Origin of the sequence: Bradyrhizobium sp. UBA2491 (genome assembly GCF_002341725.1) — a bacterium.
GTDB lineage: Bacteria > Pseudomonadota > Alphaproteobacteria > Rhizobiales > Xanthobacteraceae > Bradyrhizobium.
In genome coordinates this window covers 77,044-103,858 of the sequence record NZ_DDOP01000023.1, presented here as the reverse complement: position 1 = coordinate 103,858, position 26,815 = coordinate 77,044, and the positions used below count along the sequence as shown (strand labels likewise).

Annotated in this window: 25 protein-coding genes and 1 tRNA gene; 12 read left to right on the top strand and 14 right to left on the bottom strand. The window is 64.9% G+C overall.

From position 1 onward, the window contains the following. Window positions 1-5 precede the first annotated feature (5 nt). The 6 genes from B2W55_RS07230 to B2W55_RS07205 all read left to right on the top strand — a co-directional run bounded on the left by B2W55_RS07230 (window position 6) and on the right by B2W55_RS07205 (window position 8,186). Window positions 6-1,079: an ABC transporter ATP-binding protein gene (locus tag B2W55_RS07230; RefSeq protein ID WP_024584107.1), complete on the top strand. Its 1,074-nt coding sequence runs from the start codon at window positions 6-8 to the stop codon at window positions 1,077-1,079. Continuing rightward, window positions 1,076-2,035: a sugar kinase gene (locus tag B2W55_RS07225; protein ID WP_024584106.1), complete on the top strand. Its 960-nt coding sequence runs from the start codon at window positions 1,076-1,078 to the stop codon at window positions 2,033-2,035. Before B2W55_RS07230 ends, B2W55_RS07225 begins: the two co-directional genes overlap by 4 nt. Next, on the top strand, window positions 2,032-3,069 hold the full coding sequence (locus B2W55_RS07220) for a tagatose 1,6-diphosphate aldolase (RefSeq protein ID WP_024584105.1): 1,038 nt from the start codon (window positions 2,032-2,034) through the stop codon (window positions 3,067-3,069). The genes B2W55_RS07225 and B2W55_RS07220 overlap by 4 nt, the downstream gene beginning before the upstream one ends. Window positions 3,070-3,568: 499 nt before the next feature. Continuing rightward, window positions 3,569-4,588: a TRAP transporter substrate-binding protein gene (locus B2W55_RS07215; protein WP_024584104.1), complete on the top strand. Its 1,020-nt coding sequence runs from the start codon at window positions 3,569-3,571 to the stop codon at window positions 4,586-4,588. A gap of 37 nt (window positions 4,589-4,625) precedes the next feature. After that, complete coding sequence (locus B2W55_RS07210) at window positions 4,626-6,512, top strand: TRAP transporter large permease subunit (protein ID WP_024584103.1); 1,887 nt, start codon at window positions 4,626-4,628, stop codon at window positions 6,510-6,512. 24 nt (window positions 6,513-6,536) lie between these two features. Next, window positions 6,537-8,186, top strand: coding sequence for an acyl-CoA synthetase (locus B2W55_RS07205; protein ID WP_024584102.1), 1,650 nt, complete (start codon window positions 6,537-6,539; stop codon window positions 8,184-8,186). Window positions 8,187-8,196: 10 nt separating this feature from the next. On the opposite strand, the gene B2W55_RS07200 is transcribed toward B2W55_RS07205, so the two are convergent. From B2W55_RS07200 to B2W55_RS07165, 8 genes are all read right to left on the bottom strand, one after another. Then, complete coding sequence (locus B2W55_RS07200; RefSeq protein WP_024584101.1) at window positions 8,197-8,664, bottom strand: MarR family winged helix-turn-helix transcriptional regulator; 468 nt, start codon at window positions 8,662-8,664, stop codon at window positions 8,197-8,199. Then, window positions 8,645-9,403 (bottom strand): nitroreductase family protein, encoded by a 759-nt coding sequence (locus tag B2W55_RS07195; RefSeq protein ID WP_024584100.1) that lies wholly within the window; start codon window positions 9,401-9,403, stop codon window positions 8,645-8,647. The genes B2W55_RS07200 and B2W55_RS07195 overlap by 20 nt, the downstream gene beginning before the upstream one ends. 147 nt (window positions 9,404-9,550) lie before the next feature. Continuing rightward, window positions 9,551-10,357 carry an MBL fold metallo-hydrolase gene (locus B2W55_RS07190; protein ID WP_024584099.1) on the bottom strand — a complete coding sequence of 269 codons (807 nt, stop codon included), beginning with the start codon at window positions 10,355-10,357 and terminating at the stop codon, window positions 9,551-9,553. Further along, a complete protein-coding gene (locus tag B2W55_RS07185; protein WP_024584098.1) occupies window positions 10,354-11,145 on the bottom strand; it encodes a TatD family hydrolase in 792 nt (263 codons plus the stop codon). Before B2W55_RS07185 ends, B2W55_RS07190 begins: the two co-directional genes overlap by 4 nt. A gap of 14 nt (window positions 11,146-11,159) precedes the next feature. After that, entirely contained in the window at window positions 11,160-13,160 is a 2,001-nt protein-coding gene (metG, locus tag B2W55_RS07180; RefSeq protein WP_080890973.1) for a methionine--tRNA ligase, read from the bottom strand. 102 nt (window positions 13,161-13,262) lie between these two features. Continuing rightward, a complete protein-coding gene (locus B2W55_RS07175) occupies window positions 13,263-14,303 on the bottom strand; it encodes a DNA polymerase III subunit delta' (protein WP_024584096.1) in 1,041 nt (346 codons plus the stop codon). Then, on the bottom strand, window positions 14,300-14,986 hold the full coding sequence (gene tmk / locus B2W55_RS07170; RefSeq protein WP_024584095.1) for a dTMP kinase: 687 nt from the start codon (window positions 14,984-14,986) through the stop codon (window positions 14,300-14,302). Before tmk ends, B2W55_RS07175 begins: the two co-directional genes overlap by 4 nt. Before the next feature lies 1 nt (window position 14,987). After that, the gene (locus tag B2W55_RS07165) at window positions 14,988-16,247 is read right to left on the bottom strand and encodes a D-alanyl-D-alanine carboxypeptidase family protein (protein WP_024584094.1); all 1,260 of its coding nucleotides are present in this window, start codon (window positions 16,245-16,247) and stop codon (window positions 14,988-14,990) included. 160 nt (window positions 16,248-16,407) lie between these two features. Between B2W55_RS07165 and B2W55_RS07160 the strand changes: the two genes are divergently transcribed. Then, entirely contained in the window at window positions 16,408-17,343 is a 936-nt protein-coding gene (locus B2W55_RS07160) for an alpha/beta fold hydrolase (protein WP_024584093.1), read from the top strand. A gap of 33 nt (window positions 17,344-17,376) precedes the next feature. On the opposite strand, the gene B2W55_RS07155 is transcribed toward B2W55_RS07160, so the two are convergent. Then, window positions 17,377-18,309, bottom strand: a complete 933-nt coding sequence (locus tag B2W55_RS07155) for a septal ring lytic transglycosylase RlpA family protein (RefSeq protein ID WP_080890970.1) — start codon at window positions 18,307-18,309, stop codon at window positions 17,377-17,379. A gap of 879 nt (window positions 18,310-19,188) precedes the next feature. Here B2W55_RS07155 and B2W55_RS07150 point away from each other — a divergent pair. Continuing rightward, entirely contained in the window at window positions 19,189-19,623 is a 435-nt protein-coding gene (locus B2W55_RS07150) for an NUDIX domain-containing protein (protein ID WP_024584091.1), read from the top strand. Here B2W55_RS07150 and B2W55_RS07145 read toward each other — a convergent pair. Continuing rightward, a complete protein-coding gene (locus B2W55_RS07145; RefSeq protein WP_029879921.1) occupies window positions 19,616-20,056 on the bottom strand; it encodes a low molecular weight phosphatase family protein in 441 nt (146 codons plus the stop codon). The two genes, B2W55_RS07150 and B2W55_RS07145, sit on opposite strands and share 8 nt — an antisense overlap. 167 nt (window positions 20,057-20,223) lie before the next feature. Here B2W55_RS07145 and B2W55_RS07140 point away from each other — a divergent pair. Beyond that, a tRNA-Ser gene (locus B2W55_RS07140) sits at window positions 20,224-20,313 on the top strand. A 420-nt stretch (window positions 20,314-20,733) separates the two neighbouring features. On the opposite strand, the gene B2W55_RS07135 is transcribed toward B2W55_RS07140, so the two are convergent. Further along, the gene (locus B2W55_RS07135) at window positions 20,734-21,654 is read right to left on the bottom strand and encodes an alpha/beta fold hydrolase (protein WP_024584089.1); all 921 of its coding nucleotides are present in this window, start codon (window positions 21,652-21,654) and stop codon (window positions 20,734-20,736) included. A gap of 149 nt (window positions 21,655-21,803) precedes the next feature. Here B2W55_RS07135 and B2W55_RS07130 point away from each other — a divergent pair, with 149 nt between their 5' ends. Continuing rightward, window positions 21,804-22,274, top strand: coding sequence for a winged helix-turn-helix transcriptional regulator (locus tag B2W55_RS07130; RefSeq protein WP_024584088.1), 471 nt, complete (start codon window positions 21,804-21,806; stop codon window positions 22,272-22,274). Window positions 22,275-22,359: 85 nt separating this feature from the next. Further along, entirely contained in the window at window positions 22,360-22,527 is a 168-nt protein-coding gene (locus B2W55_RS07125; RefSeq protein WP_168200210.1) for a hypothetical protein, read from the top strand. Window positions 22,528-22,539: 12 nt separating this feature from the next. On the opposite strand, the gene B2W55_RS07120 is transcribed toward B2W55_RS07125, so the two are convergent. After that, window positions 22,540-23,358: an aminoglycoside phosphotransferase family protein gene (locus B2W55_RS07120; RefSeq protein WP_024584087.1), complete on the bottom strand. Its 819-nt coding sequence runs from the start codon at window positions 23,356-23,358 to the stop codon at window positions 22,540-22,542. Window positions 23,359-23,555: 197 nt separating this feature from the next. Between B2W55_RS07120 and B2W55_RS07115 the strand changes: the two genes are divergently transcribed. Next, complete coding sequence (locus B2W55_RS07115; protein ID WP_024584086.1) at window positions 23,556-23,813, top strand: hypothetical protein; 258 nt, start codon at window positions 23,556-23,558, stop codon at window positions 23,811-23,813. Window positions 23,814-23,828: 15 nt separating this feature from the next. Here the strand turns inward: B2W55_RS07115 and B2W55_RS07110 are convergent, their stop codons facing one another. Then, the gene (locus B2W55_RS07110; RefSeq protein ID WP_024584085.1) at window positions 23,829-25,172 is read right to left on the bottom strand and encodes a PQQ-dependent sugar dehydrogenase; all 1,344 of its coding nucleotides are present in this window, start codon (window positions 25,170-25,172) and stop codon (window positions 23,829-23,831) included. Between the two features lie 146 nt (window positions 25,173-25,318). After that, the gene (locus B2W55_RS07105; protein ID WP_024584084.1) at window positions 25,319-26,812 is read right to left on the bottom strand and encodes a sensor histidine kinase; all 1,494 of its coding nucleotides are present in this window, start codon (window positions 26,810-26,812) and stop codon (window positions 25,319-25,321) included. Window positions 26,813-26,815: the final 3 nt, after the last annotated feature.

The window sequence follows — 26,815 nt, the reverse complement described above, 5'->3', positions numbered from 1 at the left end:
CGATCATGGCCTCGATCTCGATCCGCAACCTGGTCAAGCGCTACGGCAATTTCACCGTGATCCCCGACCTCAATCTGGAGATTGCAGACCACGAATTCGTCGTCTTCGTCGGCCCGTCCGGCTGCGGCAAGTCGACCTTGCTGCGGATCATCGCGGGCCTCGAACCAATCACGTCCGGCGAGCTCTATATCGGCGACAAACGCGTCAACGGCGTGCAGGCCGCGCAACGCGATATCGCGATGGTGTTCCAGGACTACGCGCTCTATCCCCACATGCGGGTCTACGACAACATGTCGTTTGCACTCGAACTGCGCGGCACGCCGAAAGCGGAGATCGACGCGCGGGTCAAGCGCGCCGCAGCGCTCCTGCATATCGAGCCCTATCTTAACCGCAAGCCGAAGGAGCTCTCGGGCGGCCAGCGCCAGCGCGTCGCGATGGGTCGCGCGATCGTACGCAATCCCAAGGCGTTCCTGTTCGACGAGCCGTTGTCCAACCTCGATGCCAAGCTGCGTGGCCAGGTGCGCGCCGAGATCAAGGCGCTGTCGCAGGAGTTGAAGACCACGATGGTCTTCGTGACCCACGACCAGATCGAGGCCATGACCATGGCCGACCGGATCGTGGTGCTCCAAAGCGGCACGATCCAGCAATACGATACGCCGGAGACGGTCTATGAGCGGCCGGCGAACCAGTTCGTCGCCGGCTTCATCGGTTCGCCCGCGATGAACTTCTTTCCTGTCGAGTGGCGCGACGGACGCGTCGTTCTCTCGCAAGGCGGCGTTGCGGTGCCGCTGGAAGGCGAGGCCGCGGGCGGCCTGCAACGTGCCGGCAACGCCGTGCTCGGCATTCGTCCCGAACATTTTGCAGTCGCGACGGACGCGGCCGAAGGCATGTCCATCAACGTCAAGCTGGTCGAGCCGCTCGGCTCGGACACGCTGATCCATTTCGACCTCGCCGGCGTCTCCGCCATCGCGCGGGTCGATCCGGCCTTGCGGCCGAAGGTGGGCGATCGGCTAAGCCTGCGCCCGCAGCAAGGCAAGACGCATCTGTTCGATGCCGCCAACGGACAGGTCCTGCGGTGAGCGCATCGTCCGATATCGGGGATATCGCAACGCTGACGGACGTCGCCGCCGGAGCCAGGCCCGTGCATGTGATCTGCCTCGGGCTGTCGGCGCTCGACCAGGTCTGGCGGGTCGATCGGTCGTTCGCGGGCGGCAGCGAGAAGATCAAGGCCGTCGAATACGGCACGATTGGCGGCGGCATGGCCGCCAATGCGGCGGTTGCGGTGGCACGCCTTGGTGCGTCCGCCGCATTCTGGGGGCGGGCAGGCCATGATGCCGCGGGCCACGAAATGCGGTCGGCGTTCGCCGCCGAAGGCGTCGATGTCGAGAATTTCCGGCTGTTTCCCGATGGCCGTTCCTCGGTCTCCGGAATCATCGTCGACAGGTCGGGCGAGCGGCAAATCGTGAACTACCGCGGGCTCTATCCCGAGGCCGCCGACTGGCTCCCGCTAGAGGCTGTGGCCCGCGCATCGTCGGTGCTGGCCGACCCGCGCTGGATCGAGGGCGCCGCGACGCTGTTCCACGAGGCGCGTTCGCGCGGCGTGCCGACGGTGCTCGACGGCGACATGGCCGACGCCGAGGTGTTCGAACGGCTGCTGCCGCTGACCGATCACGCGATCTTCTCCGAACCCGCCCTCAGCGCATTCGCAGGCTCTGCCAACGACGAATCGCTCGCAGCGCTTGCGCGCTTCGGCTGCCGTGTCATTGCCGTCACGCGCGGCGAGGGAGGTGTGAGCTGGTACGAGAACGGCCAACTGCATCGCCAGGCCGCCTATGTCGTCGACGTCGTCGACACCACCGGCGCGGGTGACGTCTTCCACGGCGCCTATACGTTTGCGGTCGGCGCCGGTCTCGACGTGCGCGACGCCATGACGTTCTCGGCTGCGACCGCCGCGATGAAATGCCGCCACGCCGGTGGCCGCAACGGAATCCCCACCATCAACGAGTGTCTTGCATTCATGAGGACGAAGCCATGAGAACGATTGGAAAGAACCGCGGCCTCGCACGGCTTGCCGATGCGGACGGCCACTTCCGCATGGTTGCTCTGGACCAGCGGCCGCCACTGTTCGATGCCATCGCAAAGGCGAGGGGCATCACGCGGGATCAGGTCGCCTATGGCGACGTGACCGCGGCCAAGCGTCTCCTCGTCGAGAACCTTGCGCCGCATTGCAGTTCGATGCTGTTCGATCCGAACTTTGCGGTGCCTGCCGCGATCGATCTGCTGCCGCCGCGCTGCGGCCTGATCATGACGCTGGAGGAACATCGCGTCGAGGAGACGTCGGGCGGTCGCAAGTCGCGCGCGATCACCAATTGGAGCGTGGAGAAGATCCGCGCCATGGGCGCCGACGCCGTCAAGGTGCTGGCCTGGTACCGGCCCGATGCCGATCCGGCCGTGATCGCGCATCAGAAGCGTTTCGTGCGGGACATCGGGCAGGACTGCGCGCGCCATGACATTCCTTATGTGCTGGAGCTACTGGTCTATCCGTTCCTCGGCAGCGCCGACCATACGGCGGACTACGTGGAGTCGCCGGGCAAGCTGCCTGGTCTCGTGATCGAGAGTGTACGCGAGTTCGCCAAGCCGGAATACGGCGTCGATCTCTTGAAGCTGGAAAGTCCGCTCGCTGCCAATAGCCTACCGGCCCGGGATGGCAGCGCGGCGGCACAGGCTGCACAGAAGGAGTTCGATGCGATCGGAGAGATCTGCGGCGCATGCAGCATCCCCTGGGTGTTGCTATCGGGCGGCGCGGCGCCGGAAAAGTTCGAGCGCGTACTGGAGTTCGCCTATGCCGCCGGTGCCGGCGGGTTCCTGGCGGGCCGAACGATCTGGCTCGATGCGGTGCTGAAGAACTTCCCCGACCGTGCGGCGGTTGCGGCGAGCCTACGCAAGGATGGTCTCGGAGTACTGGAACGGCTGAATGAGCTGACTACGGCCAAAGGGACGCAATGGAAGGCGCGCTTTCCGGCATTCGGCGAGATCAAGCAGGAGGGCGACTTCGCACGCGCCTACTGACGCCGGCGGCCGAATGGCTGCCCAATGGAGCGCTTGGGATTCGGCGAGCGGGCCTGGTGCCTGAAGGACATGCGGCCACCGGTGGTGTTCGCAGCTGCTGAGATCGTCTCTGGCTTTCGCCGGTCCTGACGAGGAATGAAATGCAGCTTAGGGGGATCCACACAGGCGTGAGAAGTTCGCGCCGGCGCCCATATCCGTAATTCGCATAAGGTATATTATGGAATATTTATATCTACAATTGGATCAGTAATTTAGTGGGAAATCTTCGCATCTGTTCGCAGGTTTGCGGCTGCGTCTAGGTACCCGAGCGGTCGTGCGACCAGTCCTGATGCCGCGGACCAGCCGCGCAACGGCGTCTCGTCTTAAAGCCGATATTGCCGCGGCCTACGGACGCTGCAATAAGCCGAAGCCGTGTAGAGATCGCTGGTGACCCCGCGGCGTCAGGTCCGTATAGGATTGGCATCTCAGAACAACAACAAGCCTCTCGAGGGAGAAACCGATGAGCTTTTCACGACGCACGCTACTGAAGGTCTCGGCCGCATCCGCCGTCATGGGCGGGATTGGCGCGCCGTATGTCGCGCGCGCCCAGTCGGCCGAGTTCTCTTACAAATTCGCCAACAATCTGCCGGAATCGCACCCGCTGGTGGCTCGCGCCCGGGAGATGTCCGCGGCGATCAAGACCGAGACCAACGGCCGTTTCGACCTTCAGGTGTTCCCGAACAACCAGCTCGGCTCGGATACCGACGTGCTGAGCCAGGTGCGCTCCGGCGGCGTCGAGTTCTTCACGCTGTCCGGCCTGATCCTGGCGACCCTGGTGCCGGCGGCTTCGATCAACGGTATCGGTTTCGCATTCCCGGACTATCCCACGGTCTGGAAGGCAATGGATGGCGACCTGGGCGCCTATGTCCGCGGCGAGATCAAGAAGGCCGGCCTCGAGGTCATGGACAAGATCTGGGACAACGGCTTCCGCCAGACCACGTCGTCGACCAAGCCGATCAACGGACCGGACGACTTCAAGGGCTTCAAGATCCGCGTGCCGGTGTCGCCGCTGTGGACCTCGATGTTCAAGGCGTTCGACGCCTCGCCCGCCTCGATCAATTTCAGCGAGGTCTATTCGGCGCTGCAGACCAAGATCGTCGAGGGTCAGGAGAACCCGCTGGCTTTGATCTCGACCGCGAAGCTCTATGAGGTCCAGAAGTATTGCTCGCTGACCAACCACATGTGGGACGGCTTCTGGTTCTTGATGAACCGTCGTGCCTGGGCTGCCTTGCCCGACGATATCAAGACCATCGTCGCCAAGCACGTCAACGCGGCGGCCGTGAAGGAACGCGAAGACACCGAGAAGCTGAACGCGACCGTGAAGCAGGAACTGACTGGCAAGGGCCTCCTGTTCAACCAGCCCGAGGTCGGGCCGTTCCGCGACAAGCTGCGTACCGCCGGTTTCTACGCCGAATGGAAGGGCAAGTACGGCGACAAGGCCTGGGAGCTGCTCGAGAAGTCCGTCGGCAAACTGTCCTGATCGCTCAAGCGGGAGGCTCGCCAGCGGGAGATTTGCTATGGCTCATGTCGAGATGACGCCGGCCGTGGCCGGCGAGGCGGCGTCACAGCCCCCTCGCCGCCGCTCCGTTCTCGGTTCCATCGACGCCGCGCTCGGCTGGCTGGTCGAAATCCCGGCGGCGATCCTCGTCGTCGCCGAGGTCGTCATCCTGTTCGCGGGCGTGGTGGCGCGCTACGTGCTCCATACGCCGCTGATCTGGTCCGACGAACTGGCGTCGATCCTGTTCCTGTGGCTTGCCATGCTGGGATCGGTGGTCGCACTCCGCCGCGGCGAGCACATGCGGATGACGGCCCTGGTCGCAAGCGCCGGACCGCGGCTCTGGGCCTATCTCGACGTCGTCGCGACCTGCGCCGCGCTGGCGTTCCTGGTCCTGATCGTGCACCCGGCCTATGAATACGCCTACGAGGAAAGCTTCATCACGACGCCGGCGTTGCAGATCTCCAATACCTGGCGCGCCGCGGCGCTGCCGGTCGGGATCTGCCTGATGGCGCTGTTCGCGCTGCTGCGGCTGGCCCGCGTCGGCGATTTCAAGACCTTCCTGCTGGCTGCGCTGACGGTGGTTGCCTTGATCGGCGTGTTCTGGCTGGCGCAGCCGCTATTGCGGCCTCTCGGCAACCTCAACCTGATCATCTTCTTCGTCGGCGTGGTCGGCTTCTGCGTGTTCGCTGGCGTGCCGATCGGCTTTGCCTTTGGCATGGCGATCTTCGGCTACCTGGCACTGACGACGCGGACGCCGCTGATGGTGCTGGTCGGCCGGATGGACGAGGGCATGAGCCACCTGATCCTGCTGTCGGTGCCGCTGTTCGTTTTCCTCGGCCTGTTGATCGAGATGACCGGTATGGCACGCGCGATGGTGGCGTTCCTGGCGAGCCTGCTCGGGCACGTTCGTGGCGGCCTGCATTACGTGCTGGTCGGCGCCATGTACCTGGTGTCCGGTATCTCCGGGTCGAAGGCAGCCGACATGGCCGCCGTCGCACCCGTGCTGTTTCCCGAGATGAAGGAGCGCGGCGCCAAGCCCGGCGATCTGGTCGCCCTGCTCGCTGCGACCGGCGCGCAGACCGAAACCATTCCGCCGAGCCTGGTGCTGATCACGATCGGTTCGGTTACCGGCGTCTCGATCTCGGCGCTGTTCACCGGCGGCCTGCTGCCGGGCGTCGTGCTGGCGATCACGCTGTCGGCGCTGGTGTGGTGGCGCTACCGCGGCGAGAACCTCAGCCACGTCCAGCGCGCCACGGGGAGCGAGATCGGCAAGGCCTTCATCTACGCCCTGCCCGCATTGGCGCTGCCGTTCGTGATCCGCTACGCAGTGGTCGAAGGCATTGCGACGGCGACCGAGGTCTCGACCATCGGCATCGTCTATGCGTTCGTCATCGGGCTCCTGATCTACCGCAAGTTCAACTGGCGGCGGCTGTTGCCGATGCTGATCGACACGGCATGCCTGTCGGGCGCGATCCTGTTCATCATCGGGACAGCCACCGGCATGGCCTGGGGCCTGACCCAGTCGGGCTTCTCGCGGGCGCTGGCGGCGTCGATGGCGGGACTGCCTGGCGGTTCGGCGACCTTCATCGCGGTCTCGATCCTGGCCTTCGTGATCCTCGGCAGTGTGCTCGAGGGCATTCCGGCGATCGTGCTGTTCGGGCCGCTGCTGTTTCCGATCGCACACCAGGTCGGCGTCCACGAGGTGCACTACGCCATGATCATCATCCTGGCGATGGGCATCGGATTGTTCGCGCCGCCATTCGGCGTCGGCTATTATGCCGCCTGCGCCATCGGGCGCGTCGATCCGGCCGAGGGTATCCGGCCGATCTGGGGTTACATGCTGGCGCTGTTGATCGGCCTGATCATCGTTGCCGTCTTCCCCTGGATATCGATCGGTTTCCTCTAAGCACCTTGCGGATGGGTGAGAGCCATGAGTGCAGCGCCAAATCAGTACGCGACGGGGCTCGACAAGACGCCCGCCAACTATGTGCCGCTGACGCCGCTGAGCTTCCTGGCGCGCTCGGCCGCCATCTATCCTGACCATGTCAGCGCGGTCTATGAAGGCCGCAGCTTCACCTGGAAACAGACCTACCAGCGCTGCAAGCGCTTTGCGTCCTATCTCGCGGGCCATGGCATCGGCCATGGCGATACGGTCGCGGCGATGCTGCCGAACATCCCGGCGATGAACGAACTGCATTTCGCGGTGCCGATGACCGGCGCGGTGCTCAACGCGCTGAACATCCGCCTCGACGCCGCGTCGATCGCGTTCCAGCTCGATCACGGTGGCGCCAGGATTATCCTGGTCGATCCTGAATTCTCCGGCGTGATCGCGGAAGCTTTGACGCTGATGAAGGGCACAAAGCCGTTCGTGATCGACGTGGACGACGCTGCGTTCGGCAGCGGCAAGCGGATCGGTGCCATCGAATACGAGGCAGCAGTCGCGGCCGGCGATCCGGATTTCGTTGAGCGGCCGCCAGCCGACGAATGGGATGCGATTGCGCTGAGTTATACATCCGGGACGACGGGCAATCCGAAAGGCGTGGTAACGCATCATCGCGGTGCCTATCTCAACGCGGTCAGCAACATCCTCGCCGGCAATCTCGGCCAGCATCCGGTCTATCTCTGGACGCTGCCGATGTTTCACTGCAATGGCTGGTGCTTCCCCTGGACGATCGCGGCGACCGCCGGCGTCAATGTCTGCCTGCGCAAGGTCGATCCGGCGAAAATCTTCGAGCTGATCCCGCAACACGGCGTCACCCACATGTGCGGCGCGCCGATCGTGTACAACACGCTGATCAATGCGCCTGATGCGCCGAAGGGCGGCCAGGCGAAGTCCGTGGTCGGGCTGATCGCGGGCGCGGCGCCGCCGGTTGCGGTGCTCGAGGGTGCCGAGCGCATCGGCATCAAGCTGACCCACGTCTACGGGCTGACCGAGGTCTATGGCCCCGCCTCCGTCTGCGCCGAGCAACCCGGTTGGGACGAATTGCCGGCCGACCAGCGCGCGCAGCTGAAGCGGCGTCAGGGCGTCTCTTATCCGTTGCAGGAAGGCGTCACGGTGCTCGATCCCGAGACCATGCGCGAGGTGCCGCGCGATGGCGAGACCATTGGCGAAGTCATGTTCCGCGGCAACATCGTGATGAAGGGCTATCTGAAGAACGAGAAGGCGACGCAGGAAGCCTTCGCCGGCGGCTGGTTTCACACCGGCGATCTCGGCGTGCTCGATGCCCACGGCTACGTCATCATCAAGGACCGCTCCAAGGACATCATCATCTCCGGCGGCGAGAACGTCTCCTCCGTCGAGGTCGAGGACATCCTCTACAAGCACCCTGCCGTGCTGTTCGCGGCGGTGGTGGCAAAGCCCGATCCGAAATGGGGTGAAGTGCCCTGTGCCTTCATCGAGCTGAAAGACGGCGCCAAGGCGACCGAAGCCGACATCGTCGCCTATTGCCGTGAGCACATGTCGGGATTCAAGACGCCGAAGTCCGTCGTGTTCGGCGTGATCCCGAAGACCTCGACCGGCAAGATCCAGAAGTTCCTGCTGCGCAACGAGGTTGGCTCGGCCAAGGCGATCTCGGCCTGACGCAGAGCGCTCAGCCCGCTGCGAGGCGGCCGAGCAGATCGTACAGCAATCGCCGCTCGTCGGCCTTGAGCGGCGCCAGCGTGGTCGCGGTGCACACGATCTCGATCGGGATCAATTGCTCGACCAGCGCCACGCCGGCCGCGGTCAGATCGATCAGGATCAGCCGCCTGTCGGTGGGGTCGCGCCGCGTCGTCACCAGCCGCCGCTTCTTCAGCCGCAACACGACGTCGCGGATGTTGGCCGGCTCCATCGCGACCAGCCGGCCGAGCAGGTTCTGCGACAGCGCCCCGCGCTCGTAGAGCCGGGCCAGCGTCGCGTATTGCGGCGCCGTCAGCTCGTAGGACCCGATCCGGTCGACCAGGTTGGACGAAGCGCGCTGATAAGCCCGCCGCAGCAGGAAGCCGACCTGGTCCTCCAGCCGATAATCCGGCGCTTGGCGCCGGACCGGCGCTGCGGTGTCAGTCGACGTTCTCGGCATCCCGGTACATTACCTTGTGGCGCGTGGTCGAAACCCATACGTCGATGTCGGCTTCGGTCATGAAGTGCCGATCATCGAACCTGTTCCAGTTGCTGATGTCGGCGAGACTCTTCTTCCAGCGCTTGTACGGCGGCTTCGCCGGCGGACCGAAGCACATGATGTCGAGCACGGACAATTCGTCGGGGATTCCGAGCAGCGGCTTCATCGCCTGCTGGGCCTTCTCCTGCCCGATCGCCGTCACCCACCAGACATTATAGCCGAGGGCTGCGGCCGCCAGATGCGCCGACATCGTTGCCGCCGCCACGCTCTGCAACAGGATGCGCTCGGCATTCTCCTTGTACATCTTGTCGAGCTCGGAGCCGTCATTGAGCACCGGAAACGCCTTGACCCAGCGGAAGTCGCTGGCGACCACGATGAAGCCTGGGGCCGAGGCGAGCCCACGATAGTCCGGCGTCGGAAACTTCATCTTGAGCCGGGCGCGGGCGACCTGCTCCTCGCGGAAATACTCGGTAATCCGGTTCTTCAGCTCCTGATCCGTGACCGCAATGAAATGCCAGGGCTGCGCATTGGCCCCTGACGGTGCGTGCCGCGCCGCCTCCAGGATCATGTCGTAATGCTCTGATGGCATCACGTAGCTGGAATCGAAGGCGCGTGTGGTCAGCCGGTTCTTCACGACGTCCATCAGCGCGTCATATCGCGTGCGGTCCGTATAGTCCCGCGCGGCCAAAGCTTCTGCCATTGGGTCCTCCCGATATTGTTATGATCATAACGATGTCCGAAGCGCGCGAAAGGTCAATGCCCGGCGGCGAAGCGGTGCCGCCGGCCTGCCATGCGGAACCTCGCGCGATGAACGCGCGAGGTCCGTCGTCCACGGTAGTTGAAGTCTTTAGCCGGCCCGCTCGAGCGTCAGCCGCATGCCGTCATAGGCCGGGATCACGCCCGCCGGCAGGCTCTGCCGCAGCACCTCGTAGTCGAGGTCGGAATGCATGTTGGTGATCACAGCACGCTTCGGCTTGAAGCGCTCGATCCATGACAGCGCATCCGCAACGCTGAAATGGCTGGGATGCGGTGCGTAGCGCAAGCCGTCGACGATCCAGAGCTCGAGCCCTTCGAGGGCCGGCCAGCTCTCCTCGGGGATGTCGTGCAGGTCGGGTGTGTAGGCGGCATCACCGATGCGATAGCCGAGCGCTGGGATATTGCCATGCCGGACCAGGAACGCCGTGAGTTCGAGCGGACCGCCCTTCCCCTCGATCGTCCGCACCTCGCCGGCCTCGATCGAATGCCGCGTCAGGATCGGCGGATAGTCGCTGCCCTCCGGCGAGATGAAGCAGTAGGAGAACCTCGCCATGATGTCCTTGGCGGTCGACTGGTTGAAGTAGACCGGGATACGGCGGCGCTGGTGCAGCACCACCGAGCGCAGGTCGTCGATGCCATGGGTCTGGTCGGCGTGCTCATGCGTCAGGAACACCGCATCGATATGTTCGACATCGCCGTCGATCAGCTGTTCGCGCAGATCCGGCGAGGTATCGATCACGACCCGCGTGGTGCCGTGCTCCATGGTGCGCTCGGCCATAATCGAGCAGCGGCGGCGACGATTCCTGGGATTGTTGGGATCGCAGGCGCCCCAGCCGAGCGCCGGACGCGGCACGCCGGCGGAAGAGCCGCAGCCCAGAATGGTCAATGTCAGCGTCATGCAGCAACCTTCGGCGCCGGCACCTTGGAGAACAGCCGGAAGAAGTTTTCGGTGGTCTGCCGCGAGATCTCCTCCAGGGAGACGCCGCGGGTCTCGGCGAGCACCTTGGCGACCTCGACGACGTAGGACGGCTCGTTGCGCTTGCCGCGGAACTTGCCGGGCGCGAGATACGGTGCGTCAGTCTCGACCATGATGCGGTCGGTCGGCAACTCCGCAGCCAATGCGCGCAGCGCGCCAGACTTTTTGAAGGTCAGGATGCCCGTGAACGAGATCGACAGCCCGAGCGCGATCGCCTTCATCGCGAGTTCGCGGCCACCGGTGTAGCAATGCAGCACCGCCTTGAACGCGCCCTTCGCGACCTCGTCCTCAAGGATGCGGCCGCAATCGTCGTCGGCCTCCCTGGTATGGATGACCAGCGGCAGGCCGGTTTGGCGCGCCGCGGCGATATGCGTACGAAAGCCACGTTCCTGCGCCTCGCGCGAACCATGCTCGTAGAAATAGTCGAGCCCCGCCTCGCCGAGCGCCACGACCTTCGGATGCTTGGTCAGCTCGATCAACTCGCTGGCCGGGATGCCGTCCTCTTCGTCGGCATGATGCGGATGGGTGCCTACCGAGCAGTAGACGTCGGGAAAGCGCTCCGTGATCGCGAGCAGGCCGCCGAGCCGCTTCACCCGGGTCGAGATCGTGACCATGCGGCCGACGCCGGCCGCCTCGGCGCGGGCGACGATCCCGTCGAGATCGTCGGCGAAGTCAGGAAAATCCAGATGGCAGTGACTGTCGACCAGCATGAATTTCGAACCGCTCACTCGGTCTTCGGTTCCACATAGCGCGGGAACACGCCGACAGGTGCCGGCAGCACCGTGCCGGGCTTGATGCGTTCGGCGATCGCAGCGAAGCTGCGGGCATCCGGCGGGACGCCAAGGCTATCCAGCATCTTGCCGCAGGCGTCAGGCATCACGGCCTGCGCCATGATGGCGATCTGTCGCACGACCTCGGCGGTGACATACAGCACCGTCTTCTGTCGCGCCGGATCGGTCTTCGCCAGGGCCCATGGTGCCTCGCCCGCGAAGTAGCGGTTGGCCTCGGCGACCACGGCCCAGACCGTGTTGAGCCATTGATGGATCTGTTGCGTCGCCATCGCAGTGCGCGAGGTTTCCAGCATCGCATCGGCCTGCGCCAGGATCGCCTTGTCATTGTCGCTGAACTCGCCGGGCTCCGGCAGCACGCCGCCGAGCTGCTTGGCGATCATCGACAGCGAACGCTGCGCCAGATTGCCGAAATCATTGGCGAGGTCGGCGTTGATGCGCGCGACGATGGCTTCGTGGTTGTAGTTGCCGTCCTGCCCGAACGGCACTTCGCGCAGGAAGAAGTAGCGTACCTGGTCGACGCCGTACTGATTGGCGAGATTGAAGGGATCGACCACGTTGCCGACCGACTTCGACATCTTCTCGCCCCTGTTGAACAGGAAGCCGTGCGCATAGACGCGCTTCTGCAACGGAATGCCCGCCGACATCAGGAACGCCGGCCAGTACACCGCGTGGAAGCGGATGATATCCTTGCCGATGACGTGGACGTCGGCCGGCCAGTAGCGCCAGTTCTTGTCGCTCTCGTCGGGATAGCCGACACCGGTGATGTAGTTGGTCAGGGCGTCGACCCAGACATACATCACGTGCTCGGGATCGTTGGGGACTTTGACGCCCCAGTCGAAGGTGGTGCGCGAGATCGAGAGGTCCTTCAGCCCGCCGCGCACGAAGCTCATCACCTCGTTGCGGCGCGAATCCGGGCCGATGAAATCGGGCTGGCTCTCATAGAGGTGCAGGAGCTTGTCCTGGTAGGCGGAAAGCTTGAAGAAATAGCTCTTCTCCTCGACCCACTCGACCGGCGTGCCCTGCGGGCCGCGGCGGACATTGTCCTCGCCGACGACGGTTTCTTCCTCGGCGTAATAAGCCTCGTCGCGCACCGAATACCAGCCGGCATAGGCATCGATATAGATGTCGCCATTGTCCTGCATGCGACGCCAGATCACCTGCACCGACTCATGGTGTGCGGGCTCCGAGGTGCGGATGAAGCGATCGAACGAGACGTTGAGACGCTCGTCCATCTCCCTGAAGCGCGCGGCGTTGCGGGTCGCGAGATCGAACGGCGTCATGCCCTCGTTCTGCGCGGTCTGGATCATCTTCAGGCCATGCTCGTCGGTGCCGGTCAGGAAGAACACATCCTTGCCATCGAGCCGCTGGAAGCGCGCCAGCGCGTCGGTCGCGATCGCCTCATAGGCGTGGCCGATATGCGGCTGGCCGTTGGGATACGCGATCGCGGTCGTGATGTAGTACATGTTGCCGCGGTCCACGACAGGTGCCGGCTTGGATGCCGAGACCGGAGCCGCCGCAGCGGGCTTGGGCTGCTTTGACGCACGAATCGTCGCCGTCTTCGGAGCCTTCTCGACAGCCGGAGCCTTCGGAGCAGCGGGCTTCTTCGCGGCCGGAGCCACGGCCGCCGCTGCCTGCTTCGACGGAGCCTTCTTCGACGGAGCCTCGGCGGCGGTCACGACCGCCTTCTTGACGGTCTTCTTCGCAGCCTGCTTGACGGCTTTCTTGGCGCTCTTGCTGGCTGCCGATTTCTTGGCGCCCTTGGTTGCGGTCTTGGTCTTGGCTTTGGTCTTAGCGGCCTTCTTCACCTTCTTGGTGGTCCGCCCAGCCTTCTTGGCCGCGCGCGACTTCGCCGTGGCTTTCTTGGTCGCGCGAGCGGGCGATGCCTTCTTCGTCTTCTTGGCCTTCTTCGACGATTTCTTCTTAGCGGTCGCCACCACGGAATCCTTTGCAGATCGAAACGAGATTGTCGGGAGTTTGGTCAGGCAGGTTGTTCAGACAGATTTGCTTTCAGACGAATGTCTTTTCAGATCTGGCGTCTATCGGGTCGCATCCGCAAGCATCGAAAACACCGAGAAAACCAGCGGCTTGCGCTCCAGATTGTAGGCCTCGGTGTCGCGCGCGGCGCGGACGATCTTTTCCCATACCTCCGCCAGCCGTGCAAGGCGCGGCAGGTTGGCATTGGCGTCGCCGCTGCGCATGTGCTCGCTCATCCAGCGATCGATGCCGTCGATGAAAGCGGCGAGCGCGACGCGATCGCTGCTGCCGAGTGCATCGCCCAGCGCATGCAACTCGCGCGGATCGACGTTCGGCAGCGTCGCGAGCAGCGAGGCCGTGCGTTGCTGAAGCTTCAGCGCGTCGCCGCCGAGCAGCGACAGTGCCCTCCCCACGCTGCCTTCGGAGGCCGTAGCCGCCTCCACCAGCGCGGGATCGTCAGAGGCCACGTCGGTTGCGGCTGCGGCCGCACGCACGACATCATCCGTTTCCAGCGGCCGCAGCAACAATTTACGGCAACGGGACAGGATGGTCGGCAGCACCCGCGACGGCGCGTGGCTGACCAGCAGGAACAGCGACTGCTGCGGCGGCTCCTCGAGGATCTTCAGCAGCGCATTCGCGGCGTTGGGATTGAGTTCGTCGACAGTGTCGACGATGCAGACCCGCCAGCCGTCGACCGCGGCGGTGGAGCCGAAAAACGAGATCGTCTCCCGCGTCTCGTCGACGGTGATCACGGTCCGCGTCACGCCACGGTCGTTGAGGCCGCGCTCCAGCACCAGCAGCCCGCCATGCGCGCCGGCTGCGACCTGCCGTGCCACCGGGTCGGACGGATCGACCCGCAACGTCGGCGCCTGCTGGACCTGGGACGATTTCGGATTGCGGAACGCCAGCACGAACCGCGCCATCCGATAGGCGAGCGTCGCTTTGCCGATGCCCTGCGCGCCGCCGATCAGCCAGGCGTGCGGAATCCGGCCGCTGCGATAGGCATCGAGCAAGGCGCTCTCCGCCTCGCGATGCCCGAACAGATCGGGCGTTTCGCGCGGATAGCGCGCCGGGCACTCCTGTTCGACCTTGCGCGCGCTCATGCGGGACTGGCCGCCGTGAATGTGGCCCGGAGGTGCTCGCGCAGCGAGGACCAGATCGTGGCGGCCACCGTGTCGGGATCGGCCGTCGCGTCGATCAGCACGCAGCGCTCCGGGTCTTCAGCCGCAATCTGGCGGTAGGCATCGCGCAAATCCTGATGAAACTTGACGCCCTCCGCCTCGAAGCGATCCGCCGTGGCGTTGCCGCGGCGCAGCGCCGCGCGTTGCAGTCCGACCTCGACCGGCACATCGAGAATGAAGGTCAAATCGGGCTTGAGATCGCCGATGGTGACGCGCTGCATCGCGTTGACGAGGCCAGCCGACACCTGCCCGAGCTGACCCTGATAGGCGCGCGTGGAATCAAAGAAACGATCGCACAGCACCCAGATGCCCTGGTTGAGTGCCGGCAGGATCACGGTGCGGACATGGTCGTCGCGGGCGGCGGCAAACAACAGCGTCTCGGCCTCCGGCCCGAGCAGTTTGCCCATGCCCGACAGCACGAGGTGGCGGATGATCTCCGCGCCCGGCGAGCCGCCGGGCTCGCGGGTCACGATCGCGCGCAGCTTGGCGACGTCGAGCCGTTCGGCGAGCTTGCGGATCTGGGTCGATTTTCCCGAGCCCTCGCCGCCTTCAAAGGTGATGAAGCGACCGCGCAAGCTCGGCCGTTGGAGTGCTGCTTCCGCCATGTCAGAGCTTCTCGACCCCTGCGCGGAACATGCCGATGACGAGCTCCTGGGCGCCGTCGAGCGCACGACGCACCGTCGATCCCGTGCCGACCGCGTCGGCCGCATAGACCGGCGTCTCCATCGCGACATTGGCGCCGCGCCACACCCGCACCACGCCGATCTGCTGGCCGGCAGTGATCGGCGCCTTGACCGGGCCGTTATAGATGACGCGCGCCAGCAGCTTGTCGTTGCCGTTCTTCGCAACCATCACCTTGATCGGATCGGGGCTGACGAGCTTGACCGAGCGGCTCTCGCCGCCGAACACCCGGGCATAGCCGACCGGCTGATTGGCCGCGATCAGGACCCGGGTCTCGAAGCTGCGGAACCCCCATTCCAGCATCTTCTTCGCCTCGGTCGCGCGGTCTTCGGAGTCCTCGAGGCCATTGACGACGACGATCAGCCGCGTGTCGTTCTGCACGGCCGAGCCGACCATGCCGTAGCCGCCTTCCTTGGTGTAGCCGGTCTTCAGGCCGTCGGCACCGGGCAGAGCGTTCAGCAGCGGATTGCGGTTCTGCTGGCGGATCTTGTTCCAGGTGAATTCCTTCTCTCCGAACAGCTTGTACTGGTCGGGATAGGCCTGGATGATGTGGCGCGCCAGCATCGCGAGTTCCCGCACCGTCATCTTGTTGGTCGGGTCCGGCAGCCCGTTGGAATTGCCGAAGGTCGACTTGGTCATGCCGAGCTCGCGGGCGCGCTTGGTCATGAAATCGGTCGCGAACGTATGCTCGTTGCCGGCGATCCCCTCGGCGAGCGCGATGCAGGCGTCGTTGCCGCTCGGGATGATCGCGCCATGCAGGAGGTCGTCGACCGAGACCTTGCTGTTGATCGCGGCGAACATCGTCGAGGTCCCGGACGGCGCGCCGCCCCGCCGCCAGGCGTTCTCGCTGATCCGGTACTCGTCGGTGAGCTTGATGTCGCCCTTCTTGATGGCGTCGAACACCACCTCCGCGGTCATCAGCTTCATCATGCTGGAGGGCGCGCGCAGCTCGTCGGCGTTCTTCTCGAACAGCACGCTGCCGCTGGAGGCCTCGACCAGGATCGCGGTCGGCGCGTCGCCATCGAACCCGACGTCTTCCTTCTTGGCGCCCTGCACGCTGTTGTTGGCGGCATAGACCACCCCGCCGCAGCCGATGCCCAGCGCGATCGCGGCCGCGATCAGGCTGCGCCAGCATCGCCCGGCGCGAGCTGACAACGTGCTGGGAACTGCGGTCTGGGCTGCCATCGGCGATGTCCTGAAACGCTGCGTTCTAACAGGTGGAAGTACCGCAAACAACTGAGGTTTCTGCGTCATACATGGCTGGCCGGATTGCCGCCCGCATTGAATGTCCGTATCGTTGGAACCGGCTCACGACAGCAGTACCGGCAAACAAGGCGGAAACGCGATGTCCACCACCCGCACCATCTCCGCCAACGGCATCGACATGTTCGTGCGCGAGGCCGGGCAAGGCCCATTGGTCGTGCTCTGCCATGGCTGGCCGGAACTGTCCTATTCATGGCGGCACCAGATCGCAGCCCTCGCCGCGGCCGGTTTCCGGGTCGCCGCTCCCGACATGCGCGGCTTCGGCCGGACCAGCGCGCCGGCCGATGTCGGTGCCTACACGATCTTCGATACGGTCGGCGACATGGTCGCGCTGGTGGCTGCGCTCGGCGCGAAGCAGGCTGTCATCGTCGGCCATGACTGGGGCGCGCCGGTGGCCTGGCACGCGGCGCTGTTTCGCCCGGATATTTTCACAAAGGTCGCAGGCCTCAGCGTACCGCCGCCGTTCCGCGGCCGTGGGCGTCCGCTGGAAACCCTGCGCGAGAGCGGCATCACCAATTTCTACTGGCAATACTTCCAGCCGCCGGGCGTGGCCGAAGCCGAGTTCGAGCGCGACATCGCCCACACCATGCGGCTGGTGCTCGGGCGCGGCGTCTCCGATCCGAGCTCGATGTTCGTCGACGAGGCCAAGGGCTTCCTCGGCAAGCTGCCGAGTGGGATGCCGCTGCCGGCCTGGATCACCGAGGCAGACATCGCCGAATTCGCCGAGGGCTACCGGCAGTCCGGTTTCCGTGGCGGGTTGAACTGGTATCGCAATCTCGACCGCAACTGGGACCTCACTGCGCCCTGGCAGGACGCACGGATCCATCAGCCCTCGCTGTTCATCGCCGGCTCGAACGATTCGGTGATCACCGGGCTGATCGGCGCCAAGCGGGTCGCGGACATGGACCGCGTGCTGCCGAACCTGCGGCAGAAGCTGATCATCGAGGGCGCCGGCCATTGGATCCAGCAGGAACACCCCGACGAGGTCAATGCGGCGCTGATCGCGTTTCTGAAATGATCAGGCCAAGGACCTGATTCGGAACGGTTTGATCTAGTAGAGCCCGCGCCCGCTCAGGACTTCGGCCGGCCCGCGCGCATCGATCGGGACATAGGCGGTTGCCGGGCTCGGGCTTGCTGCGTAACGCGCATCACTCTCGTAGGACACCTCGCGCGGATTGTTCTGCGCGCGACGGTGCGACCGGCTCGAGGCCGACATTTCCGAGGTGGCGCTGACCGAGGCGTAGTCGGCCTGGGTGTTGCCGAGGCTGTAAGGCCGACCTTCCGGCAGCGGAACATCGCCGCGGACCCGGCCCGATGACGACGACATCTCCGGTACGAACGGCCGCGCCGAGGCGACCCGCACCATCGACGGCGATGGCGCCGGAGTGCCGGTGCGCAGGGTCGCCATCAGCTGGCGGTCGTCGGAGCCCTCGAGCGGCGCCCGGCCGACATATTCGACGCGGACGCGAGCGACACCATTGCCTTTGAAATCAAGCAGTTCGGCAGCTTTGTTCGAGACATCGATGAGGCGATTGCCGTGGTACGGGCCACGATCGTTGACGCGAACGATCAGCGAGCGGCCATTGCTCAGATTGGTAACGCGCGCGTAGCTCGGCATCGGCAGGGTCGGATGGGCCGCCGTGAGCGATCCCATGTCGAACACCTCGCCATTGGCGGTCAGGCGGCCATGGAAATCGTCGCCATACCAGGATGCCATGCCCTCGGCGCGATAGTTCTCGTTCTCCTCCGGCACATAGGTCCGGCCGGCAACGACATAGGGCTTGCCGATCCGATAGGTGCCGCCGCCCTTCGGCACGGGGTCACCGAGCGCCACGACACGCGGGCTCGACGATACGCCGTATTTCGGATCGACGCGGCTGGCGAACTTGTTCGAGGAGGCGCAATTGGCGAGGACGAGGCACGTCGCCACCGCAACGGCGCCGCGCGCCGTCCGGATCATCGAATCTGGCCGTCTAATCCCCATATGCCCCAAGTACCATTCTGTCGGACCCGCACCTGCTTCGAGGCGTCGGGGTCTTTCCCGTCACTGCGCGGCCCACCTTCCGCACCAGAGCGTGACGATATCGCAACCGGAAGACGGCGGAAATGGGGAGAGCCTTGAGGCTATGGCGCTTTGGTAAACCGGCTGTTGCGCCTCCTCCGTTGTTCTACGGAGCTCGGACCGCACAATATCCCCGCGCCTGTCCCGCGATCAGACAGACTGTTGCAGCAAATCATCAGTCCGGGCGCATCTGCGATTCCAACAATTGAATCTTTTTGACTGTGCAAGGCTGCAATCGTTTTCTCTTCCGCGTGGGGCGCAAAGGAAGTTTGCGATGATCGAGACGGTTACAGCGGTGATGGGCCTGGTGAGTGCGGCGATCTTCCTGGCGCATGCCGTGGAAGGCTATCGGTACCGGGCCTGACGGTCCGCTGAAGGCGGAAAGACGCGTCACCTCTTTCCAGGAGTGAGTGTTCGGAAAGCTTTAATCAATTCGGATGAGCATCGGGTCAAGGCAGGTGTATCATGCGTAATCACGATTTGGTCTCCGACGGATTTCTGACCCTGACTGCAGCGAGCCTCGTGCTGCTGTGTTCCAGCCTGCTGGCGTTCGCCTTCGGCTGAGCATTTGATGGCCTGGGCGTCGTTTGGGCGCCCATCCGGCCGATATATCTCCCCCTTTGCCACTCGCTGGCCGAATTGGCTTCGATAGTCACTCCGGGAAGCCGGCAATCAAATTCCTCCCAGGCGCACACAGACAAATCCTTTGGCAGCCGCTTTCCGGTCTGCTCGACGCCGAAATCTATCATGCGTCGCTGCCAGCCATGATGCACGTTCACCCGTCCAAGGGAGGATTCGCGGATGACCAGCAGTGTCAGGGAGGGAGCATCTGCCCTGCTCGTCAGTTCGGATGGCCGGCTGCTCATGCAGCTGCGTGACGACCTTCCGCATGTCTCCGATGCGGGCAAGATCAGCCTGTTCGGTGGCCGGCGAGAAGGCACCGAGACCTTCCTGGAATGCGTGGTGCGCGAAGTCCATGAGGAGATCGGGCATTATCTGCCGCCCGAACGCTTTGAGCTGATCGGGAGTTATTCGGGACCGGATCACCTGACGCCAAACCGCACGCTTCGCGGCGAGGTGTTCCTCGTGCGCGACGTGCCGGTCGACCAGTTGACCGTGACGGAAGGCCGCCTCGTGATCGTCGCCGTCGACGAACTCGAGCCTATCGGCGACCGGTTGGCGCGCCCGGCGCAGTATGCGCTGGCGATCTTCCTGAAGCGGAAGCGGATTACCTGAGTGCTGTAACCAGTTCGCGGACGAGGCCGTCGATCACCGGTAGCGCCACCGCGGGGTCGGCCACGTCGATGTCGTGCACGTGCCAATAGGTCACCCTGCCGGCGACCTCGGGGAACCGGCGTTCGATGAGCGGGCGATGCTCGGCCTCCTTGAGCGCGATCACGAGGTCGGCGTCGTCGAAGTCGGCCAATACGCATGGTTGCGGATAGCGCGTCGCACCATCCGGAACGATGCCGCTTGCGCGGAGCCGATCGGCCGCAAAGTGCGACATCGGTCCGACATTGTCCGGCGATCCGCGTTCGGCCGCACCTCTGGAGAAGGCACGCCACGGCAGCTCTTCGTTGTGCGCAAGGTGATTGAACAGTTCTTCCGCGTAGCGGCTTCGGTAGTAATTTCCGGTGCAGAGAAAGAGGACACGCTTCATGCCGGTCATGATGGCCGGCGTTGGCGGTCGCGGTCAACGACGTTGCGCGCATGCGTCGAAGTTCAGTCCACGCCGGCCGCTGACGGGCCGATCAACGGACGCTGGACGTGGCGCCGTCATCAAGTTCGCGTTGCGTTCGGCGCCGCCCTACGCTAAGGGCCTGATCCTGCACAGACGGAAGGGTGGCCGAGTGGTTTAAGGCACCGGTCTTGAAAACCGGCGTGCCCGCAAGGGTACCGTGGGTTCGAATCCCACCCCTTCCGCCAGATTACCAGCGATCGCTTGGCAGCTTCGTTGCGCCTGGTTCCGTAAGGCTGACGTCAGCACCGCGCGCCATAGTTTGTCGCATGACAGACCCGATTGCTCTCACCGCCTCGCTGATCTTCATGTTCGTCGCGGGATTTGTTGTTGGCTACGCGGTCCGCGCGGCCATTTCCCGCCGCCGTCGAGCCCGCGCACGGTAAGGTGAAGCCAAGCCGTCGTCACCGCCGCCGCGGCGATGGGGTATGGGTTTCGCCATGACCCCTCAGCTTCGCCGCAAGACCTATCTGACCGCCATCGCCATCGCCGCTCTGGGTTGGATCTGGCTGCTGGCGGACGTGGTCGCGTGGGCGTTTCAAGGCTAACGCCGGAGGCCAACGGGCGAGCGCGCTGCGAGGCCCGCTGCCCAATTGCCGAGCGTGCCGTCAGCCGTGCCGGATGAACTCGGCGATCAGGCCGCCGATCTGCTCCGGCGCATCCTCGAAGCAGTAATGCCCGACGCCGGCGAGACGCTTGATAGGCGCTGCGGGGAATAGCTCCGAAAACAGCGGCAGGAAGTGCTCTGCGCGCAGCGTGCGATCCGCCTCGCCCCAGATCGCGAGCGCAGGCTTGCTGCGGATCGCACGATCGGCCGCCGGATCTGGCGTCTCGAATTGGTGGGCGCCGGTCGCAAACCCCTTGGCCCATCCGATCGCACCGAGGCAGTCGGACGGTCGCGCGAACGGTGCGCCGTAAGCGGTGAGCCAGGCGTCGGTGATCGCGGCATTGTTCTCGAAGCCGTTGAGTTTCAGTGTGCTCAGGATGTTGAAGCCGAGTTGGCCGAGCACCGGCTCAAGCTCGCCGTTTGCCTCGGCCTGCGCGATCCACCGAAACCAAGGCGAGACCTGTGCATTCGCAGTGAGGCGTTCGAACAGATCGCTCTGCCCGAACGGCGTCGGCCCGTTGGCCGAGATGATGCGGCGGATGCGATCCGGGTGGCGCGCAGCAAACCCCATGCCGACCGGGCCGCCAAAATCATGCATCACGAGGGTGATGTCGGTGAGATCCAGTGCGAGGACCAGAGCTGCGAGATTGTCGACGTGGTCCTGTAGCCAGTAGCTGCGCTGCGCCGGCGTCGCGCTCTTGCCGAAGCCCATGTGATCCGGGACGACCACGCGGTGCGTCGCGCTCAGGAGCGGCACCAGGTGGCGGAACAGATAGCCCCAGGTCGGTTCGCCATGCAGGCAAAGCACCGTCTCGCCGTCCCGCGGGCCCTCGTCGACGTAGTGCATCCTGAAGCCCGGCGCGGTGCTGAAATGCGGCGTGAACGGAAACGTGCCGTCGAACGTGGCGTCGGGTTGGATCATGGCGAACCTTGGATGGTTTTAGTTTGAAACCAATGTGTATCGCTTGAGGTTTTAGTTTGCAACCGATATATCAGATTTGTGATCGGACGGGTGCGTCGGGACGCCACCCGGGATCGGCAAACGGACCGTGGAGCTACAGGCAGATCGCGATGGCCAAGAGAGTGAGCCACAAGGACTCGATGTGCGGCGTGGCCCGGCCGCTGGATGCGATCGGCGACTGGTGGTCGCTGTTGATCGTCCGCGATGCGTTCGACGGGTTGCGCCGGTTCGGCGAATTTCAGAAGAGCCTCGGGCTCGCCAAGAACATCCTCTCGGCGCGGCTACGCAATCTGCTGGCGCACGGCATCATGGAGACCGTGCCCGCCGCGGACGGCAGCCCCTATCAGGAATACGTGCTGACCGAAAAGGGCCGCGGTCTCTTCCCGCTCCTCGTCGCGCTCCGGCAATGGGGCGAGGATTTCTTCTTCGCGCCCGACGAGGCGCATGTGCTGCTGGTCGATCGCAAGAGCGGACTGCCGGTACGCCGGCTCGAACTGCGCGCGCAGGACGGACGCGTCGTCGGTGCGGAAGACACGACGGTCCGACTGCCCTCGGATTTACGCGAGCGAGGGACCGCGTGAAGGCACGCGCGCCGCGTGAGGATCGCCGATAGGAACCGGATATTAACCCTCCTTGCCGCAGCATCCGCGCGTGGAGGTTCGACCAATGCAGACATTCCGGATTTCGCTGAGTGATGGTACGCGAAAATTCCACACGGCGATTCAGGCGCCAGATCCAGCGTCCGCGCGCATCAAGGCTGCGTACTTCTTCGACATATCGAAGTGGCGGATCCTGAGCGTGTCGCCGACCGGCGCCAGTGCGGCTGCAGCGTAGTCGCTGCGCCGTCTACGCCATCCGGTCGAGCTCGGCCGCCGCGAGGTTTGCAATCTGCAGGTCGATTTCGGCAAGCGGATCCTCATCGCCGAGGAACCATGCAGCCGACAGGCCGGTCCAGGCGACGATCCATGACAGCAGGCGCCGGCGATCGAGCCGCGCCGCTTCCACAACGATCTCGATACGCCGCGCAAATCGTCCGGGCTCGGTCGCGACCGGTCGTGTCGGATCGGCCAGATCCGGATTGGTGAAGATGTTGGCGAAGTCGAAGCCACGCTCGCCGATGAGATGCTTGGGATCGATCGCGAGCCAGCCACGCGCTCCGAAGTCGAGCACGTTGTCGTGGTGCAGGTCGCCATGCAGCACCACGATCTCACGCTGATCGGCGAGCAGTGCCTCGGCGATTTCGGCCGACCGGATCAGGATGCCGCCGCGCGCCCGCGCGGCGGGCCACAGCTCGCGAAACCAGTGCGTCAGCGGCGTCAAATCCGGCGGCGATTTCGCTCGCGGGGCGTGAAGCCGATTGGCGGTTGCACAGAGAATTCCGCAGGCCGCATCGTCCTGGCCGGTGTGCGCCATCGCGCTGAGCGAAGCCGCACCCATCGCCCTTTCAAGCAGCAGCGCGTCGCCGTCATGGGCGAGAACCCGCGCCGCGCCGTCTCCATCCCACCACTCCATGACGATGGCGCCGAGCCGCTCGTCCGGCTCGTGGGAGAGCTTCAGCATGGCCGGCTCGCCGTGCCGTCGCACCGGCAGCAGCCGTGCGGCGCGCGTCACGACGGGAGCACCGTCAGGGATGAGGCTCCAGGCAGAGAGGTAGGGTTCGAACATCGGGCGAGCCGATCCGGATAGAGTGTGACGGTTGTTGTTCTAGTCATTGGCTGCGCACACTGCCACGGCGGTTCCTGCGGCGCATCGTGGCGGGATCTCTGGAATTTGTTCCCTCCTGCCCTGGCCATGTTGCTTGATGACAGCCCCCACCCATCTCGCGCTACAATGCCGCAGCCGGTGGTACGGAGGGTGTGGCGATGCCGCGAAAGGGAATTACCGGGCACGACGATTGGGTGGTCACGGAGGCCCTGGCGACTGCGCTGGTCGCCCTCGAACAATTGCCGGCGAGGCATCAGCCGCGTGCGCATATGGAGGATGTCCGGAAGCTCCTGACCGCGAGATGCGAGGCTGGAGCCGTCACGCTGCATCTGGCGCAGGCCAAGTGCCGGCTTTTTCCGGATACCAATCCCCTGACGATCTACGAGGAGTACGGCCTCAAGGATGGACTTGGGTAGAGGCGGCTCGCACGACTACTCGCGGCTGACGCGCCAGATCGTGCCATTGCCGTCTTCGGAGACCAGCAACGCACCATCGCGCGCCACGGTGACACCGACCGGACGGCCCCAGACCTCGTTGTCGCTGATCACAAAGCCGGTAACGAAATCCTCGTACTCGCCGGTCGGCACGCCGTTCTTCAGTCTGATGCGAATGACCTTGTAGCCGGTCCGCTTCGACCGATTCCACGAGCCGTGCTCGGCGGCGAAGGCATCGCCGCGATAGTCCGGCGGGAAGCTGCTGCCGGTGTAGAAAGTCAGCCCGAGCGAGGCCGAGTGGGCCTGCAACAGGACGTCGGGAACGGTCACCTTGTCCTTCAGGTCCGGCCGCTCTCCGGCATGCGCGGGGTCTTCGTTGGCGCCGATGTAGTACCAGGGCCAGCCGTAGAACGCGCCCTCGCGGATCCGCGTCACATAGTCAGGCACCAGATTGTCGCCGCGGCCGTCGCGCTCATTGGTCGAGCACCACGGCGTGCCGCTTCCAGGCTGGATCGCAAGGCCGACGCAATTGCGGATGCCGGTGGCAAACAGCTTCTGGTTCTTGCCGTCGGGATCGAACGCGAGCACCGCGGCGCGGTCGGTCTCGGTTCCCCAGGCCGCACCGAGCGCGCGATCGCGACTCCAGGCCTCGATGCCTTCCGGCGGGCGGCCAAGGCCCTCGCCTGCGTTGCCGGCGGAGCCCACCGACACCAGCATCCGCTTGTCGTCCGGTGTGAACACGATGTCGCGCGTGGAATGGCCGTAGCCATGCGGCAGGCGGGCGACGATCGTCTCGGGCTTTGCCGACGCCTTGAGATCGCCGTTGCGGTAGGCAAAGCGCACCACGCTGTCGGTGTTGGCGACATAGAGCCACTGCGGATTGTCGCCGTTCGGGAAGAACGCGATGCCGAACGGCCGGTTCAGTCCGGATGCGTAGACTTCGTTGGTCAGACGCTTCGCGGCCCCCTCGCCGCTGCGCAAGACGAGGATTCGGCCGGAGCTGGTTTCCGCGACGAAGATATCGCCATTCGGCGCGGTACGGATGATCCGCGGCCCGCTCAGGCCGCTGGCGAACAGCTCGATCTTGAAACCGGCCGGCACCTGCGGCACCGCCGAGGCAGGTCGCGGCACGACGCGCGAGGAATTGCTGCTGGAGGCCGTCGCCCCGGGTTTCGGCAAGTCCTGCGGCGTGATCAAGCGGACCACGCCTGGCTTGTCGCGCTGCCAATCGCCGAAGGCTTCCGTCCCCTTCAGCACGGGCTCGGCGCCCGATCGGGTGACGCCGATCGCGACGAGAATAACGACCGACATGCTCACGCCGGCAAGATTGGTCCTGGGCATATGCGCCTCTTATGGGGTCGGTCAGGCAGGTGATAGCGCGGTTCGACCGCCGGCGGCGTTCACAATGTCGTCTGCATCAATCGGGCTTGAGTGGCTCGATCAGCTCCACGCGAAATGCCGCGAGCAGCCCGTCGACTTGGCTGCGGCTACACAGCCCTGGAACTGATCATCGGCTTGCGCGCGGCCGCCGACAGATCGCGGTAGGCCGTCGTCTCTCCGACGAGCGCCTTGAGAGGTACCGTAAGCCGGCAAATCAGGCCCTCGGCGCGCCAATCGAAATCGGCCCGTCCGCCGAGCTGGGTCTCGATGCTGGCGATCACGCTCCTGGTGCCGAACCCCTTCTGCTTCGGCTTGGTCACCGGCGGCCCGCCGGATTCCACCCACACCAGGATCAGCGTATCGTCATGCACCTCCCAGGTGATCGCGAGCCGGCCCGGCAGCACCGACAGGCTGCCATATTTGGCGGAGTTGGTGACGAGTTCATGCAGTGCGAGCGCCAGCGTCTGCGCGGTCGCGGGCTGCAACTGCACCTCGCCGCCATCGATCTGGATCTGTCCGGCCTCCGAATAGGGTGCGATCTCCTCGGTCACCAGCCGCCGGATTTCCGCTCCCTGCCAGCTCGACAGCGACAGCACGGTGTGGACGCGCGCCAGCGCCGTGATCCGGCCCTCGACCGCCCGCACATAGGCGGTCACGTTCTGCGCCCGTGTCAGCCGCACGATCGATTGCGCGAGTGCGAGCGCATTCTTGGCGCGATGATCGACCTCGCGGGTCAAGAGGCTCTGCCGCTCCTCGGCCTTCTTGCGGTCGGTGATGTCGACGGTGACGCCGCTCACCCGCACCACCTTGCCGCTCCGGTCGCTGGTGGCCGCCGCCGTGCCGACGCACCAGCGCACCTCGCCATCCGGCCGCATCACGCGGAATTCGGCTTCGTAGGATGTCTGGCCCTTGCCGAACCCGGCCCAGGCTTGCCGCAACTCTTCGACATCGTCGGGGTGAAACAGCCCCTGGATATTCTCCGAGGTCAGCGCGAAGGACTTCGGATCGACGCCGCAGATCTTGTACTGGCCTTCGTCCCACATCCAGTCGCCGTTGACCCAGTCCCAGTCCCACGAGCCCATCTTGCCCGCGGCAATCGCCATGCTGCGGCGGGCCTCGCTCTCGACCAGGCGCGTGGTCGACTGCTCGAGTTCGGCGGTTCGCGCACGTACCCGGTCCTCGAGCTCGGCATTGAGGCGTTCGAGTTGCCGTGTCTTGCGGTAGAGTTCGGCGAACACGCGGATCTTTGCCCGCAGCACCTCGGGCACGACCGGCACGGGCACGTAATCGACCGCGCCCATCTCGTAGCCACGCAGCCGGTCGATGTCGCTGACCTGGATGGCCGAGATGAAGATCATCGCGGTCTTCTGAAAACGCGGGTGCTCGCGGATCATCGCCGCAAGCTCGAAGCCGTCGAGTTCGGGCATGCAGACATCGACCAGGATGACCGCGACTTCGTTCTTGAGCAGGAACTCGAGCGCCTCGCGGCCCGACGATGCCGCGACCAGCGTCTCGCCCAGCTCCTTCAGGATGACCTCGTAGGCCAGCAGCTTCGCCGGCTGGTCATCGACCAGAAGGATGTTTACTTTTTCGTGGTCCATCAT

What these genes read in the sequence shown, in the direction of transcription:
- B2W55_RS07230 (WP_024584107.1), top strand. Translation starts at nt 6, where the DNA reads ATGGCCTCGATCTCGATCCGCAACCTGGTCAAGCGCTACGGCAATTTC.
- B2W55_RS07220 (WP_024584105.1), top strand. Translation starts at nt 2,032, where the DNA reads ATGAGAACGATTGGAAAGAACCGCGGCCTCGCACGGCTTGCCGATGCG.
- B2W55_RS07215 (WP_024584104.1), top strand. Translation starts at nt 3,569, where the DNA reads ATGAGCTTTTCACGACGCACGCTACTGAAGGTCTCGGCCGCATCCGCC.
- B2W55_RS07210 (WP_024584103.1), top strand. Translation starts at nt 4,626, where the DNA reads ATGGCTCATGTCGAGATGACGCCGGCCGTGGCCGGCGAGGCGGCGTCA.
- B2W55_RS07205 (WP_024584102.1), top strand. Translation starts at nt 6,537, where the DNA reads ATGAGTGCAGCGCCAAATCAGTACGCGACGGGGCTCGACAAGACGCCC.
- B2W55_RS07200 (WP_024584101.1), bottom strand. Translation starts at nt 8,664, where the DNA reads ATGCCGAGAACGTCGACTGACACCGCAGCGCCGGTCCGGCGCCAAGCG.
- B2W55_RS07195 (WP_024584100.1), bottom strand. Translation starts at nt 9,403, where the DNA reads ATGGCAGAAGCTTTGGCCGCGCGGGACTATACGGACCGCACGCGATAT.
- B2W55_RS07190 (WP_024584099.1), bottom strand. Translation starts at nt 10,357, where the DNA reads ATGACGCTGACATTGACCATTCTGGGCTGCGGCTCTTCCGCCGGCGTG.
- B2W55_RS07185 (WP_024584098.1), bottom strand. Translation starts at nt 11,145, where the DNA reads ATGCTGGTCGACAGTCACTGCCATCTGGATTTTCCTGACTTCGCCGAC.
- B2W55_RS07175 (WP_024584096.1), bottom strand. Translation starts at nt 14,303, where the DNA reads ATGAGCGCGCGCAAGGTCGAACAGGAGTGCCCGGCGCGCTATCCGCGC.
- tmk (WP_024584095.1), bottom strand. Translation starts at nt 14,986, where the DNA reads ATGGCGGAAGCAGCACTCCAACGGCCGAGCTTGCGCGGTCGCTTCATC.
- B2W55_RS07165 (WP_024584094.1), bottom strand. Translation starts at nt 16,247, where the DNA reads ATGGCAGCCCAGACCGCAGTTCCCAGCACGTTGTCAGCTCGCGCCGGG.
- B2W55_RS07160 (WP_024584093.1), top strand. Translation starts at nt 16,408, where the DNA reads ATGTCCACCACCCGCACCATCTCCGCCAACGGCATCGACATGTTCGTG.
- B2W55_RS07155 (WP_080890970.1), bottom strand. Translation starts at nt 18,309, where the DNA reads ATGGGGATTAGACGGCCAGATTCGATGATCCGGACGGCGCGCGGCGCC.
- B2W55_RS07150 (WP_024584091.1), top strand. Translation starts at nt 19,189, where the DNA reads ATGACCAGCAGTGTCAGGGAGGGAGCATCTGCCCTGCTCGTCAGTTCG.
- B2W55_RS07145 (WP_029879921.1), bottom strand. Translation starts at nt 20,056, where the DNA reads ATGACCGGCATGAAGCGTGTCCTCTTTCTCTGCACCGGAAATTACTAC.
- B2W55_RS07135 (WP_024584089.1), bottom strand. Translation starts at nt 21,654, where the DNA reads ATGATCCAACCCGACGCCACGTTCGACGGCACGTTTCCGTTCACGCCG.
- B2W55_RS07130 (WP_024584088.1), top strand. Translation starts at nt 21,804, where the DNA reads ATGGCCAAGAGAGTGAGCCACAAGGACTCGATGTGCGGCGTGGCCCGG.
- B2W55_RS07125 (WP_168200210.1), top strand. Translation starts at nt 22,360, where the DNA reads ATGCAGACATTCCGGATTTCGCTGAGTGATGGTACGCGAAAATTCCAC.
- B2W55_RS07120 (WP_024584087.1), bottom strand. Translation starts at nt 23,358, where the DNA reads ATGTTCGAACCCTACCTCTCTGCCTGGAGCCTCATCCCTGACGGTGCT.
- B2W55_RS07115 (WP_024584086.1), top strand. Translation starts at nt 23,556, where the DNA reads ATGCCGCGAAAGGGAATTACCGGGCACGACGATTGGGTGGTCACGGAG.
- B2W55_RS07110 (WP_024584085.1), bottom strand. Translation starts at nt 25,172, where the DNA reads ATGCCCAGGACCAATCTTGCCGGCGTGAGCATGTCGGTCGTTATTCTC.
- B2W55_RS07105 (WP_024584084.1), bottom strand. Translation starts at nt 26,812, where the DNA reads ATGGACCACGAAAAAGTAAACATCCTTCTGGTCGATGACCAGCCGGCG.